The 14,987-nt window shown below is 68.0% G+C and carries 10 protein-coding genes; 5 read left to right on the forward strand and 5 right to left on the reverse strand.

The genetic code is table 11. The annotated features are described in order from the left end of the window. The first annotated feature begins 269 nt into the window (after nt 1-269). Together SH922_RS07935 and SH922_RS07940 are read left to right on the forward strand one after the other, a co-directional pair. Nucleotides 270-1,115, forward strand: coding sequence for a hypothetical protein (locus tag SH922_RS07935; protein ID WP_393056368.1), 846 nt, complete (start codon nt 270-272; stop codon nt 1,113-1,115). 186 nt (nt 1,116-1,301) lie between these two features. Further along, nucleotides 1,302-3,854, forward strand: a complete 2,553-nt coding sequence (locus tag SH922_RS07940; RefSeq protein WP_393056370.1) for a DUF262 domain-containing protein — start codon at nt 1,302-1,304, stop codon at nt 3,852-3,854. Between the two features lie 49 nt (nt 3,855-3,903). Here SH922_RS07940 and SH922_RS07945 read toward each other — a convergent pair whose 3' ends face one another. Together SH922_RS07945 and SH922_RS07950 are read right to left on the reverse strand one after the other, a co-directional pair. Beyond that, nucleotides 3,904-7,416, reverse strand: a complete 3,513-nt coding sequence (locus SH922_RS07945; RefSeq protein WP_393056372.1) for a HelD family protein — start codon at nt 7,414-7,416, stop codon at nt 3,904-3,906. Between the two features lie 234 nt (nt 7,417-7,650). Continuing rightward, on the reverse strand, nt 7,651-8,766 hold the full coding sequence (locus tag SH922_RS07950) for a hypothetical protein (protein WP_393056374.1): 1,116 nt from the start codon (nt 8,764-8,766) through the stop codon (nt 7,651-7,653). Nucleotides 8,767-9,155: 389 nt separating this feature from the next. On the opposite strand from SH922_RS07950, the gene SH922_RS07955 reads away from it, so the two are divergent. Continuing rightward, the gene (locus tag SH922_RS07955; protein WP_393056376.1) at nt 9,156-9,653 is read left to right on the forward strand and encodes a phospholipase; all 498 of its coding nucleotides are present in this window, start codon (nt 9,156-9,158) and stop codon (nt 9,651-9,653) included. A gap of 83 nt (nt 9,654-9,736) precedes the next feature. On the opposite strand, the gene SH922_RS07960 is transcribed toward SH922_RS07955, so the two are convergent. The 3 genes from SH922_RS07960 to SH922_RS07970 form a co-directional block, all read right to left on the reverse strand. Further along, entirely contained in the window at nt 9,737-11,164 is a 1,428-nt protein-coding gene (locus tag SH922_RS07960) for a serine hydrolase domain-containing protein (RefSeq protein WP_393056378.1), read from the reverse strand. A gap of 134 nt (nt 11,165-11,298) precedes the next feature. Beyond that, on the reverse strand, nt 11,299-13,197 hold the full coding sequence (locus SH922_RS07965; RefSeq protein WP_393056380.1) for a hypothetical protein: 1,899 nt from the start codon (nt 13,195-13,197) through the stop codon (nt 11,299-11,301). Between the two features lie 35 nt (nt 13,198-13,232). Further along, a complete protein-coding gene (locus tag SH922_RS07970) occupies nt 13,233-13,685 on the reverse strand; it encodes an ATP-binding protein (protein ID WP_393056382.1) in 453 nt (150 codons plus the stop codon). A gap of 252 nt (nt 13,686-13,937) precedes the next feature. Between SH922_RS07970 and SH922_RS07975 the strand changes: the two genes are divergently transcribed. Both SH922_RS07975 and SH922_RS07980 read left to right on the forward strand, forming a co-directional pair. Then, complete coding sequence (locus SH922_RS07975) at nt 13,938-14,783, forward strand: helix-turn-helix domain-containing protein (protein ID WP_393056384.1); 846 nt, start codon at nt 13,938-13,940, stop codon at nt 14,781-14,783. Beyond that, on the forward strand, nt 14,780-14,986 hold the full coding sequence (locus SH922_RS07980) for a DUF397 domain-containing protein (protein WP_393056386.1): 207 nt from the start codon (nt 14,780-14,782) through the stop codon (nt 14,984-14,986). The genes SH922_RS07975 and SH922_RS07980 overlap by 4 nt, the downstream gene beginning before the upstream one ends. Nucleotide 14,987 lies beyond the last annotated feature (1 nt).

The following is a 14,987-nucleotide window of genomic DNA, read 5'->3' on the forward strand; positions in this document are numbered from 1 at the left end:
GACTTGCGAAATCACGCCCCGGCCAACCGGAGCACGGGGATACGTACGCCCCCGAGCGCGCCCCCCAGCGCGCCCCATAAATCAAGTGTGAACTCAGCACACGCGATGAGCGTACCAGCAGGCGTGAGCCACGGAGCAGGACTCGTCGGACATCCCGACCAACGGGAAGCCGACGACCCCGAACGCGCATACTTGCCAGTTGACTCAGTTCACACCACTGCTGCAATCTAAGTCAGCACCTACTCACCAACCCGCGAGAGGTCTCTCCCATGCACATGGAAATCGTCGACGTATCCCCCGAAACGGCCGCTGCCTGGCTCACTCGCAACACCAGTAACCGACCTCTGAGCAAGGGCACGGTTCAGCAGCTCGCGGCACAGATCCAGAGGGGCGAATGGCAACTCACCCACCAGGGCATCGCCTTCGATGAGGACGGCGGCCTGATCGACGGTCAGCATCGCCTGGCGGCCATCGTCAAGGCGGGGAGCCCGGTCCTACTGACAGTCACACATGGGGTGCCGCGCGCCGCGTTCACGGTGATGGACACAGGCCGCAAGCGCACGGGCCGGGACACCCTCGCGCTCGCCGGGGAGTCCAACGCCACCCACCTGGCAGCAGCCCTGCGTGGCCTCCATCTCTACCTGAACGCACCCGACTCCGCATGGAGCGGCGGCTCGTCGGTCACCAGCAACGACCAGCTGCTGGTCATGCTGGAGAAGCATCCCGGCGTCCGCGAGGCGCTCCCGCACGGCATCGCGCTCAACCGTGCCTGTCGCATCACCACCACAGCGGCGACGATCGGCTGGTACGTCACCACCCGCACGCGTCCCGACATCGACCAGTCCGCGTGGCAGGACGGAGTGGTGACGGGCGCCTTGCTGGAGTCCGGCGACCCCCGCCTCACCCTGCGCAACACGATGCTCGGCCTGGCCAGTGGAAAAGCCCATCGCCGCCGCGACGACTCCCGTGAACATCTGCTGTACTACCTCAAGTCCTGGAACGCATGGGTCGAGGGCCGCAGCATGAAGCTGCTGCGACGCTCTCCCAACGAGACGATGCCCAGGATCTCCCAGCACGTGAATGCACAGAACGCACTGAGTTCACACCTCAATTGAGCCGATCCCGGAGATGGGCTGACCGGGCACTCAAACGTCACCTAAGCTCCCGGAAGCGACAGACGGAGCCGGCGTCGGCATACGCCGAACCCCGCCGACCAGTCAGCATCCAGTGCGCACACTCGAACGCCCCCGGCACGTCCCCGGGCAGGCGAACGCACCGGCCGCAGCAGGGAAAGGAAGCGCATGCGCGCCCAGGAGATCACCTTCCTCAATCTCATCCAGGGGGAGAAGCAGTTCCAGGTCCCGCTCTACCAAAGGACGTACAGCTGGGGCCGGGATCAACTGCTGCGGCTCTGGGAGGACGTGGGAGAGCTCGTCGAGCAGCACCGGGCCGGCGAGTCGGCCGCACCGCACTTCCTCGGGTCCGTCGTTCTCGCGCCGGGGCAGATCCAGGCCGGCGGAGTACAGAAGTGGCTGGTCGTGGACGGTCAGCAGCGTCTCACCACTCTGATGCTCGCTTTCACCGCACTGCGCGACCGGCTGAAGGACTCCGGCGACCCCCGTGGGGCCGAGCGGGTCCACCGCCAGATCCTCGTCAACGAGTACCAGGAGGGTCTGGACCACTACCGTCTGCTCCCTACCCAGGCGGACCGGCAGGAGTTCACCGAGTGCGTCGGCTCGGCACCCCGATCAGGCGGCGGAGGCAACATCGGCGGCGCGTACCGGTTCTTCCTCGGCGCCCTCTCGGAGGGGCAGGAGGCAGCGACGGACGCGAAGAGCTGGCTGGAGGCCGTGGAAAGCGCCCTCAAGGGCCTGCTGTCGATCGTGGAGATCACCGCCGAACCTGGTGACAACGTCTACCGGATCTTCGAATCGATCAACAATACCGGCGTCGGCCTCAGCCAGAGCGACCTGTTGCGCAACTACGTCTTCATGCTGCTGCCCCAGCGCGGCGAGCGGGTGTACCAGGAACTGTGGCTTCCCATGCAGCAGAAACTGGGCCCCAAGAACCTGGAACTGCTGGTCTGGCTGGACCTGGTCGTACGCGGTCACAACAAGACCAAGCAGAGCGAGATCTACCGCGAGCAACAGAAGCGTTTGCAACCGCTGGCGGGCGACGAGAATGCGCTTCAGCGCGAGATCGCCCAACTGTCCGAGCGGGCACAGCGATTCCTCCGCATCGTCGAACCCGTCCGAGAGCCTTCGGCGCCTCTCCGTGCGGCGCTGGAACGTCTGGCCGCCTGGGGTGGTCAGACGCACTACCCCTTGGCCCTCCATCTGCTGGACCTGGTGGACGCGGGATCGACGAAACCCGAGGACGCGGCCGAGGCTCTGCTGTACGTCGAGTCCTACCTGGCCAGGCGGCTCATCTGCCAGACGCCGACCGCCGGCATCAACCGCATCTTCATGGAGGCGCCGAAGGACCTGGAGACCGACCGCCCGGCGGCCGAGGCCGTTCGGCGCTTCCTGTCAGGGAAGCGCCGTCGGTGGCCGAGTGACGAGGAACTGCGGGACGCGATCCGGAGCAAGCCGTTCTACTGGAGCGGACGCCCTCCGCAGCGCAGCTACATCCTGCGCCGCCTGGAGGAGAGCTACTCCCCCAGCGAGCCCGTCGACTTCGCCAAGGCCTCTCTCAGCGTCGAGCACGTCCTGCCTCAGCGGCCGGCCCAGGCGTGGTTCGATCTCCTCGCCGACGAGACGGAGACCGGCCAGTCGCCCCAAGAACTGCACGACCTGCTGGTCCACACTCTCGGCAACCTGACTCTGACAGGCGACAACTCCAAGCTCTCCAATCATCCGTTCGAGCGCAAGCAGCAGATTCTCGACTCCAGCGCACTGCGCATGAACCAGGAGATCGCCTCGTCGAAGCGCTGGGGCAAAGCGGAGATCATCACTCGCGCCGACGGCCTTTGGGAACGCGCGGTGAAGCTCTGGCCCGGCCCGGTCGGAGGACTTCGTCCGGTCACCGAGGAACTGTCCAGCTGGACGGAGCTGCGCGCGGCACTGGTCGCCATGCCCAGCGGCACATGGACGGCGTACGGGGACGTCGCCGAGCTCATCGGCACCCGCCCGGTCCCTGTCGGCGCCTACCTGGCGGCCAACCCGGCAGTGATCGGCGCCTACCGCGTGCTGAACTCCGAGGGCAAGGTCTCGTCCGGATTCCGCTGGGCGGAGGGCAGCGAACGGCTGCCTCCCCAGGACGTGCTGGCGAGCGAAGGCGTGCGGTTCGACCGCTACGGCCGCGCCCATACATCCCAGCGCCTGACGGCCGCGGAACTGGCTACCCTGCTGGGCAGGGACGTGGCCCCGCAGACCAGCCACGATCCGCTCCCGGACCACGAGAACGCGGAGGCGGCCGAGCGCTTCCGCGAACAGCTGCAGAAGCACTGGCCGGAGGCCGTGCCCGGGGTGACAGCGGCCCTCGACTTCTGGCGTCGCCAGGGTGGTCATCTCGACTACGGGCGCTATGAGGAGACAAGCTGCTTCCCCATGCTCGACACCGGTACGAGCACCCGACCGCAGCTGATGTGGCCGTTGGGCCTCTACCCGGTCAGCGGGACCGTCGAGGTCGTCTTCCAGTACCTCAAGGACCGCAGCCCGTTCGACGACACGGAACAGCGTCGCGAGCTGCTGCACCGGCTCAACAGGATCGACGGCATCGACCTTCCCGAGGCCAAGCTGGAACTGCGCCCCTCGTTCCCGTTGAGGCTCTTCACCGAGCACAGCGAGGAGATCTGCGAAGTGCTGGACTGGTTCGTCCTCACGGCAGCGCTGGATCTGGCCCGGCGGGACTGAGCCGGGTGGTCCTGGTGCGCCGGGGCAGGGCGGCGGCACTGTCCGACCGTCATGCCCAGTCGCCGCCCAGGGCGCTGCCGAGGTCGTGGCCGTCCCAACCGTGCTCCGGAGTGCGCCACAGTACGTGGACACCGAAGACGTCATGGACCGTGGCAGCCGACCAGTCCTCCGCCGGGGGGCCGGACAGCACGAGGCAGAGCCGGTCGGCCTCCAGGGCCAGCGCATGGTTGATCTCGCGAAGGCGGACCGCTCCCGAGCGGAGATCGGTGTACGAGGTCAGACCGGCGCCGAGCACCTCGTAGACCAGGTGGCCCGCGCCGGTCACACAGTCGACGTCGATGACCGGGTGTTCGGGATCCGGCTGCCGGTCCGCACGCAGGAGGGCCGCCTTGAGTTCGAAGCGCACGGCCTCATGGGTCTTGCAGGTGCGGTCCGCCGACGACGAGGTCTCCAGGAACTGGAGAAGGCCCGGACCCGGACCCGGGCCCGGCTCCTCGAATGCGACGGGCCCGGTTGTCGTAGTGGTCATGAGTTCGGCTTCCTCGGTCTCGGGCGGTGTAGGTGGTGCGGATGCGGACGGATCGGGATCCGTGGCGGCCGCTCGGTCCTGTTCGCTCTCCGTAGCGGGGCCGGCTGCGGCACGGATGCGCCGCTCCATGGTCCGCCGGGCCTCGACCAGGTCCTCGGCCCAGGCGCTCCGCTCCAGTTCGGCCCGGAAACGGTCCAGATCCGGAGTGCCGGAGGCGGACGTACGGTTGGCACCGGCGGCAAGGTCCCGCAGAGCGTTCAGACGCGGCCTGTCAGGTGCGCCGAGTACACGCCAGACGTCCAGCCAGTCGTGCTGGTCCAGGCGCAGGCAGCGGTTGGCCATGCCCTTGAGCTCGGAGAGCCTGCCCCGGAAGTCGTCCGGGACGCTGCCGCCGGCCAGTTCCTCGACAACGCCGAGCGCGGCCACGTAACGCGGGGCCATGGTCGCCGAGATGGGCCTGCGGCCGCGTTCGTCGACCGTGACGAAGCTGACACCGGACACGTGACGGAGTACCCAGGCGTCCATCTCCGCACCCACGGAGGGAGGAGTGGAACCGTGGCGCACAGCCATGAGCAGGGGCCGGTCCGTGACGGGCTCGATGGCCTCGACCTTGTAGTTGCCACCAGTGGTATGGCCGACGACCCGGATGCGCAGGTCCGTGCCGATCTCCGGGACGCCGCCCTCCGCCTCCGCAGCGGCATCGGCCGAACTGGGCTGAGGTTCCGCCGGCCCTTCGAGGCCCGCCAGGGCGTCCGGGAGCGGCGCGCTGTGCAGAACCGTCAGGCTCTGGGTGCTCCGGGTCAGCGCAATGTACAGCTGGCGCAGCCCGGACGGGCCGCGGTCGGCGATGGTGGCGGGCTCGACGACGAGCACGTGGTCGTACTCCATCCCCTTCGCCTGGCCCGCGGCCAGGACCGACACCGCTTCCCGCTCCCGCTCGGTGATGCCGACGGCCTCGTCCAGATGCCGGCCGATCTCGTCGAGCCACCCCGAGTCGTCCGGCACGATGACAGCCACGGAACGCAGTGTGCGTCCGTCGCTGCTGCCGACGAGACGGACGGCCTGGACGACGGTGTCGCCGAGCAGCTTCCATGGCTCGGTCGCGATCGTCCGTACAGCGTCCGCTCCGGCCTCACGCACGGCCCGCGGGTAGGGCAGCGAGGGGGCGACCGCGCGGGCCAGTGGGGCGACGAACTCCATGATCTCGGCGGGCACGCGATAGCTGGTGGTCAGCTCTTCGACCCGCCAGTCACCGTGGTCGGACAGGAGCGTGCCCAGCCGGTCCCAACCGGGGTACGGATACGGGCCGGTGGCCTGGGCCAGGTCGCCGAGCACGGTCATCGAGCCGCCCCTGGCGATGCGACGACGCAGGGCGCCGGCCTGCATGGGGGTCAGGTCCTGGGCCTCGTCGACCACGATGTGCCCGTAGCGCCGCGGCGTCTCCCCCGTGACGAGGAAGCGGAGTTCCTCCAGGCAGACCCGGTCGTCCAGGGTCCACGGGTCGTCCTCGGCCTTGTCGGCCCGGGGCCGGTGCAGCGCGGCCTGTTCCTGTTCGTCGAGAATGCCGTCGGCGCAGGCGCGCAGCAGCTCCGGCGAGTCGTAGAGGCTGCGCAACGCCTCACGCGCACCCGGTGAGGGCCAGGCGCGATCCAGCAGGCGCTCCACCTGACGGTTGCGCTCCAGGCTGCGCCGGATCGTGCCGTCCGCGCCGCGACGCGGGGCCAGTGCGGCGAGTTCCCGCAGGAGCCGGTCGACAAGCAGGCTGCGGAACCGGTCGCGGCGCTCCCGGTGGGCCCCGTCACCACCGCGCGCCTCGTCGAACAACGCGTGCACCTCAGAGCGCGGAACGCGCAGAGTCGTACTGCCGGCGGTAACGGTGAAGGCCGGCTCGTCGCCCTCGAAGGAAGGTGCGGCGAGAAGGGCGTCGACGGCCTCCGGCCGGCATTCCTGCTCGACGCGGCGCCGCAGGACAGCCGACATGCGTTCGTCGGACTTCACCAGCCGCGCCTGCGCGGTGTCGATGCCGACCGCCTCACCGTCCCACAGACGGGAGAGCTGGACGGCGTTGACGTCACGCGTGCCGAGCGTGGGCAGGACCTGGCCGACGTAGTCGAGGAACCGCTGGTGCGGGCCGATGACGAGGATGTCCTGGGCTTTGAAGTGGCCGTTGTTGACGAGCCAGGTCACCCGGTGGAGACCGACAGCCGACTTGCCCGTGCCCGGCCCGCCCTGCACCACGAGGATGTCTGAGGGAGAGCCGGTGACCAGATCCATCTGGTCACGGCGAATGGTCTCGACGATGTCCCGCATACGGCCGCTGCGGGAGCGCTGGAGCTCGCGGAGCAGGAAGTCGTCCGGCTGGAGGGGCTTGCCACGCTGGATCCGGGCGACGTCTGCGGGCGTACGGCCCGGGGCGCGCCGCACGCCGGGTGCCGCGCTTCCCGATTCGTCCGGCTCCATCACCTCGGTATCGGCGGCCTCCGGCAGCACGGGGGCATCATCTCCGGCCGGCCTGGGCAAGGGGAGGGCCGGGAGTAACGGAAGCGCAGGGTCCGCGACGGGTTCCACGATGGCGATGGGGGCAACGGCGGCCCGAGTGATGTCGTCGAAGTAGTCCTCGACGACGCGCTGCGCGCAGCGCAGTTGCCGCCGCAGAGCGATGTCGCCGGGTGCCTCCGGCCGCACCGCGAGCCACTTCGTCGCCAGCGGGCTGGTCCACAGAACGACGACGCTGTCCCGGGTACGGACGTCCGAGACGGCACGCCGCCCGACGTACCAGGGCCGGGGCTCCCCGCCTGGGTCCTCCGGCGCGTCAACACGGGCAGTGACGAGAGACTCGCCGCCCAGCCCGTCGTACGCCGCCGCCTGCTCCTCGATGCCGAGCCGGTTGGCGATGCCGTCCTTGTTGCTGGCAGCAGCCGTGGCGGCGGAACCATCGGTCATTTCGGCGAGCCGCTCTGCGTAGCAGTCGTACGCGTGATCCACGGCTTTCTGCTCATCGGCGATGGCCTGGTCGCGAGTGGTGGTGTTCATGGCTGTCCCTCCCTGGCAACGCCCGGCGGAACGCTGCAAACGGGCCTGCACCCGCACCGTCGTCACAACTATCAGGACGGAATCGGTGACTGCCAGTCACACATTGATCCGGCCCACCTACGCGCCTACACCCCAAGCATTGCATTCATTGACTCAGTTCACAAGCAGGCACGGGGGTGTCCGAATCACCAAGCGCGGCTCCGCACCGCCAGGGGACGGCTCCAGAGGGAAACGTCAGGCCCGGCGGCAGCGCTCCGCAAGCTCGGAGATGACGGCTCTCTCACGCGCGTTGACGGCACCGTCCACAGCAGCCACACGTTCGGCGACGTCGACGAGGTCGCTCAGATCCCCCGGCTCCGCGTCCAAGCGTCGCCACACGTCGGCGGGATCGACATCGACCAGGTGAGCGAGTTGTTCATCGATCACCTGGTGCTGTTCCCGGACCAGCCTCACCAGGTGCCGCATCAACAGCGTCTCGTCATCGGCCATCTTGGTGTCCGTCTTGATGACGAGCCATGCCACCCACAGCGTCAACTGCGGGTGCCGGCTCCGCTTGCTCAGCCCCTCGGCGATTTCGATCACCTGCGCCTCGTTCCTGAAGACGGCCTGCGCGTGCCGCCCCGCGAGCAGTGTCGTGTAGCGGTTCAACACCACCGCAAGGGGAACGCCGACCACGGGGATGCCGATCTTGATGACGTTGCGCTGCAGCAGGAACTTCCCGACGAAGGGGAGTCCCTTCGCAGTGCTCAGTGCCGCTTTGGAGTAGAAGCGCTTGATCAACGGCCGCATCATGACCGGGACCGTCTTGACCACGCCCTCCCTGACCACTTCCCCGCCCCTGATCGTGAAGGCGACTCGAATGAGCTTCCACATGTCCTCGGGGTCGGACAGGTTGAGCGGGACCCGGTAGAGGACCGAGATGTCGTAAGCCAGTCGGAGCTGGAGCCGGGTGATGAACGCGACATCGACCATCATGGTCGCGACGGCGGCCGGGACCGTCGCCGACGAAGCACCACCGAGGGTCCCGAGCGTGGCGGCGACGGTCGCCGTGTAGGCCCCGGCGGAGAGCCCGCCTTCGAGCGCGGCGTACCGGGCCGCCATCTTGATCCGCTGATCGACGATGGCATCCGCCGGCACACCCGCGTACCGCTCCTGGAAGTACTGCCAGTCGACCTTGGAGGTATAGGAGTTCAAGGCTTGAGCGCTGAGCTTGGTGAACCAGCCGCCCGACTTGATGTCGTGCGGGCTCAGCCCCTTGATGAACTCCCGCAGCTCGTCGCGCTCGTGCTCGACGGCCTCCCGGGCACCCTCGTCGCCGATGACGTCGGTGTCTATCGGAGCTTCGGTCATGGCGCGTCCCCCCAGGCAGTTCAGCGCATAGCCGGGTCGCCCGGTCCGGACAACCTCTCTGACGTCTCAGCACAGCGACTCAGCGGCCGGCGCATCTTTCGACGGATGTCCGTTGAAGTACAACCCTATAGGGCGGTCATGGGACTTCAGGTGAAGATGCAGCAGGTACGCAAGGCCGAGCAGGTATGCGGCGACGCGTCCAGGGCAGTTTGCGCATCCGGGCCGCTCCGTCACGCCGACCGCTCAGGCCGAGACGTTCGAAATCGGTGAAGGCCATTTGACGAAACTCCCCAACACGGCATGTACATGACGGCATCCTGAAGCTGCCTCACCAGACCCGCGAGGCACACAGCTGTTGCAACTCCCCTGGCTTCTCTGGAGGTTGTTCCATGAATCGTCGCTTCGCCGCTCTGCTCGTCACGGCCGCCCTCTCGCTTCCGCTCGCCCTGCTCCCCGCCGCATCCGCTTCCGCCGCCCCTGCGGACAAGCCGCAGGTCCTCAGCTCCTGGACCCAGACGAGCGCCTCCAGTTACAACTCCTGGAACGCTGCCCGCAACAACAAGGGCGCATGGTCCGCGTACGGCTTCGACTGGTCGACGGACTACTGCAGCACCTCCCCCGACAACCCGTTCGGCTTCCCGTTCCAAACTGCCTGCGCCCGCCACGACTTCGGCTACCGCAACTACAAGGCCGCCGGCACGTTCTCCGCCAACAAGGCCCGTCTCGACTCCGCCCTCTACGCGGACCTCAAGCGCGTCTGTGCCGCCTACTCCGGCGCGACGCTGACCTCCTGCAATGCCACGGCCTGGACGTACTACCACGCGGTGGACATCTTCGGCGTCGCACCCGCGAAGGCGGGCGGCACCAGACTGCCCCAGTCCGCCTGACCCGCACCCCTCGCCCGGAGGCCCGAGCCGCTACACCGCGGGCGCGGGCCTCCGCATCTCCTCGGCATTCCCGCGTTCATGTTCTACGCGACGTCAGGCCGTGTCATCAGGGGCGCCCGCACAGGCAGCTCCAGGCTGGGGCCGGTGAGCGGCAGACTGCTCCAAAGGGCCGTGGCAGTCCCGGCATCGGCATCGATGACCAGTCGTACGCGGTGCGGGGTGGTGATGACGTAAAGGTCGGCTACGAACATGTGGCCCTGCCAGGCTCCGGCCGCGACGACAGACCGGCCGAGCGGAGAGCTCTCCCGCCATTCGCCGTGGCCCACCTCGATATCGAAAAGCGCCTCGAACCGTACGAGCCATCCACCGCCGTCAGGATCAACGGTCACTGCCGTTCCGTCGGGCAGCGCCGACTCCTCGGCCGATGCGTCAAGCCGCGCACCGACCGAACGCTCCGGGTCGGCCGAGCCCGGCACCGGCGGCAGCGACAGACGACGCAGTCGATCGGCAAGCACCTCGTCGTCTTGAACTCTGCCCCCATCGCCCACCCCGGGCAGCAGACACTCCCACATGGCATCGAGCACTTCCTGCGATTCCCCCTGGGCGGTCACGGCGACGACGAGGTCGTGCGACGGGACCACCACACACTGCTGCCCGAAGGCACCATGCCCGTGGTACCCGTGACGGGACATCCAGAACTGGTAGCCGTAGCCGCAGGAGAAGTCGGCCTCGTCCGTTCCGTCCTCGAACGGCAAGCAGTCAATGTGCCGTCGGGTCGCCAGCTCCACCCATGTGCGGGGCACCAGCTGCCGTCCGCCCCAGAGGCCTCCCCGCAACAACAGTTCACCGAATGCGGCGACGGCCTCGGTCGTGAGGTGCAGGCCGTGGAACCCGAAGGCGGCACCGCTGGCCACCCGGTCCCACTCGGCGTGATCGACACCCATCGGCTTGAAGAGCCGCTCGTCGAGGAACTCGGGAAGGCCGCGGCCCGTGACCCGTTCCACCATCCTGGCCAGGATGAACGTGGTCGAGTTGTCGTATGTGTGCCGCGTTCCCTCCGCCGCGGAGAACGGCAGGCGCAGGAAACCCTTCACCAGGTCGTGGGGCTCCAGCTCCCACGCCTCGGTGAGGCTGTCCGTGGGGTGCCCTGCTGTCATGGTCAGCAGGTGGTGAACGGTGATGCGCCTTCCCTGTTCCGAGATGTCGGCCGGGACGTGGTCGGGCAGCACATCCACCACACGGTCGCCCAGCGAGAGCAGGCCGTCGGCGACCGCGAGCCCCACGGCAATCGACGTGAACGACTTGGTCAGCGAGTAGAGCAGGTGTGGGCGCTCGGCCGAGTACGGCGCCCACCAGCCTTCGGCGACGACGTGACCGCGGTGCACGACCATGATCGAGTGGCACTCGACGGATCGCTCTTCGAGCCGGTCCAGCAGCAGGGCGATCGAACGGGACGAAATCCCGGAGGTGGCCGGTGCCGAACGTGGAAGCAGGGGGCGCCGAGAAGACATCCTGGCTGTCTAACAGATTCGCGCGGACCGGTGCGACTGAGTTTCGGAGGCGGGTCGATGACGGACGGCGTGCACGAAGCAGGCCTGTCGACAAGCTCCGCGGGCCCCCTCTACGACGCCCGGTCTTCCCCGCATCAATCCTTGCGCTGCGTCAGCCACTCCGCGGCCTTGATGTCGTCGCGCGCTGCGCTGATGGCCCTCTCAAGTCGGCCGATGACGCTCTCGGGCGTTTGAGCTGCAAGCTTCCTCTGCTGCTGCGCAGGTTGATCTGCCCCGTCCAGATGGGCGAGCCATGCTTGCCCACCACTGATCGCTTTGGAAGCCGACTGGCGAGCCATGGCACCCTGCAACCTCGGTCGCAGTTGTTCGAGTTGAGAAAGGAGCGTCCGCACACGCGTCACGCTGCTCGGCTTGGGCCTGGACGCGATCCGACGCCCGGCCGAACGCTGCCGTGCTTTCGATGCCTTCGGCACCAGCACGTAGCGCGCCGACATGGCTCGTGAGGGAGTCGCGTAGGCGGCAAAGGCCCGCTCGCTCTCGACAACCGCCCAGCTTCTGATCTGAAGGGAGGCAGCCTGCTCGGCATGAGGCACCCCGAGCCGCGCAAGAACGCTTGGCAAATAGGACAGTGATGCGCCGCGTTCACGGATGAGCGCGGACAGAACCGGTACGTGTTCGCGCAGTGGTCGGTCGACTTCTACGAGCAGCGAACATCGATCATCAAGGGAATACGTGACAAGGGCGGGCCCGATCACCTGGGCGAGCATCTCCCACGTTGCCGTTGCACGCTCCCGAGCGCACTGCGCCAGGGCATCCCGTAGTGCCGTCACTATCTCGGGGCGTGTGAGTGATTCGCGAGCCGCGGGGGCAGTCGCGGCGGTCTTCGACACTTCCATACGCGCCGGTACCGGCGCGGGTGCGGGTGTCTTCGGCTGCCCAACGGGTCGCGCGGGAGCCGGGGGGCGTACTGCCGGCGGCTCGAAACGCTCAGGGGCCGGTGTCCACAGCCCCGTGCGCTGCGCATCGTGGGTGTTGAGCCGCATGTACCGGTTGGCCTCGACCGCCCACTCCCGGCCGTTCCCGGCCACGAGGATGCGCGCACCGTCGGGCACGCGGTAGACGTGTTCGGAGGGTGGGGCCGCCGTGTCCCCCGGCAGCGAGATCACGGTACGGACGATGGGGCTGTCCATCGGCTTCACGTCGGCCACGAGCAGATGTCGGCCTTCCAGAGTGAAGGGCGAGTCGGCAGGTGCGACTGCGTCCGGCGCGAGGGCAAAGACCAGACCTCCTTGCACCGGAAACACGGAAGGCTTCGGGCGCGGAAAGGACAGCCGGATCTCCTCGACGTGCGGTGTGACGATGCCGGACGGTGTCAGCGCGCAGTCCTCGAGCGGGGTCCAGGCAACGGTACGGTCCCGGGCCTCGGCCCCGATGTGCACGCGCCGCTCCCCTCCCACAGTCTCGCAACGCACGCGGAGGCAGTACCCATGGCTCCCGATGATCTGCTGGGTGATCTGCCCCTCGGCGGCGAAGATCCAGTCGATGTCAGCCGCATCCGCCCCGAGTTCGTCCGTAGCGCCACGCCAGGCCCGGTAGTCGACCGGGCTGAGCTGGAACCGCAGCCGTCGGCGACTCTCCGTGAGGTACACGTCTACGGCGTCACCAGGACCGTTGCCCAGGTCCCGCGTCTGCACCTTGCCGCGGAGCTGTCGTTTGTCCATCAGGCGCCGCACGCCTCGCTTGATGAAGAGGTGGTCGGCGCTGGATTCGCCGTTCGCCGTGCGATAGCAGATGGGGGCGGTGGCATGGTGAGCGAAGTGGCACACCTTGTTGGTGTATCGGCGGTCGGTCAACTGGCCGCCACAACCGCCGAGCTGAAGGCCGCACCAGTAGTCGTAGGACGGGTGCATCCTTCGCCATATATCCAGCTCGTGTGCGTCCATGGGCAGGATGACCGGATGATCCGAGTCCTTGTCGCCGATCACGGCGGTCTGAACAAGCCGATGGTCAAGCAAGGCGCCCCCCTGGGTCACAGCTACCTCTCCAGGATGACAATCATTGACTTAGTTCACAAGAGGCCGCGACCTACTTCCGCCCAGACCGTCTTGGTGTACGCGTCGCGGACCTCGTAACCCCAACGTTCCGCGTAGGACTCGACGAGCAACAGGCCACGTCCGGAAGCCGCGTCGGCGGGCATGGGGCCCGCCACCGAGGTGGGCGGCAGGCGCTCCGGGCGCGTGTCCGTCACCTCGATGCGGAGGGCGTGGGACAGGAGGAGGAGCGTCAGCCGGAAGTCACGGCCGGGAAGCCGGCCGTGAGTGACGGCATTGGCGGCCAGCTCGGCGGTGACCACGGCGACTGCTCGGGCAGCATCGGAGTCGTACGGGCATCCGCACCACTCGGTGAGCTGCTGAACGGCGAGGTTGCGGGCCAGGCGGGCGCCGCGTGGGGTGCTGCTGAGGCGGAGGCTCAGCTCGGGGGCCGAGGCCGGAGCCTCCTGGATGCTCTTCTGCTGCTTCACGACGTCATCGTGGAACCCTGCGAGCGTCGCTGACCAGGTCTGATGGCCGTACGGAAGTGAGCTGGTACGGGCCGGGCGAGGGGGCGACGCTCTGAGTTGCACGGGTCTTGTACGGGTGCTGTACGGGGCGAGGGCCGTGTCCGGGGAATGTGCTCACCCGTTGAACCTTGCCCAGCTGTAGTGGAGTTGAGGAACGCTACGGATGGGCGGTGGGCGGGCACGAGCGGGTGGCGGGAAGGGACGTGAAGACGCATGCGGGATACGCGGAACGGCCGGGCGACGAGGACGAGGGAGGACAGCGAGCTGCCGGGCGTGTGGGTGGCCTACGGCAAGCTCCTCCAGCACCTGCGGAAGCGGGCCGGGTTGAGTCAGCAGGCCCTGGCGGAGGCCATCGGCTACTCCCTGGAGCAGGTCGCGTCGGTCGAGCAGGGGCGACGGCCGGCGAAGGAGACGTTCACGGTCGCGGCGGACCGGGTGCTGGGGGCGGGCGGTGTGCTGGAGGTGCTCCAGGCCGATGTGGACCGGGCGAAGCTGCCGAAGTTCTTCCGCAACTTCGCCCTCATCGAGGCGGAGGTGCTGAGCCGCTTCTCGTACGACCCGCTGCTGGTACCGGGCCTGTTGCAGACGGAGGCGTACGCGCGAGCGGTGTTCGGCGGCCACTGCCCGCCGTTCAGCGAGGAGATCATCGACCAGCACACGGAGGCGCGGCTGGGCAGGCAGAAGCTGCTGACTCGGGATCCGTTGGCGGAGTTGTCGTTCATCATCGGGGAGGAGGCGTTGCGCGATCCGGTGGGCGACAGCGAGGTGATGCGCGCGCAGTGGCAACATCTGCTGGAATTAGGCAGGTTGCGCAATGTCGAGGTCCAGGTCATGCCAGCCGGGCTGGGGTTCCATCCAGGGAAGAACGGGCCGTTCGTGACGGTCCAGACGAAGGAACTCCGACACCTCGGGTACTTCGAGTCGCAGGGTGTCGGGTGTGTCGTCGGCGATCCGACAGAGGTCAGCTCGTTCGGGTTGCGATATGGCAAGCTGCGATCGCAGGCCCTGAACGTCGAGGCGTCTGCGCGGCTCATCGAACGGCTGGTGGGAGAGACATGAGCGTGGAGCAGGTAACCGGGAACGTTGACGAGCTGCGCTGGTTCAAGAGCAGCCACAGCGGATCGGACGGCGGTGACTGCGTGGAGGTGGCCGCCGGTACCGGTGCGGTGTACGTACGTGACTCGAAGGTCGCTGGTGGCGGACCGGTGCTGCGGGTCGGCCGGGGCGAGTGGGCGGCGTTCGTGACGCTCGCGCGGGGGTAGC

Source organism: Streptomyces sp. LN549 (assembly GCF_043203805.1).
In the GTDB taxonomy this organism is placed as follows: Bacteria; Actinomycetota; Actinomycetes; order Streptomycetales; family Streptomycetaceae; genus Streptomyces.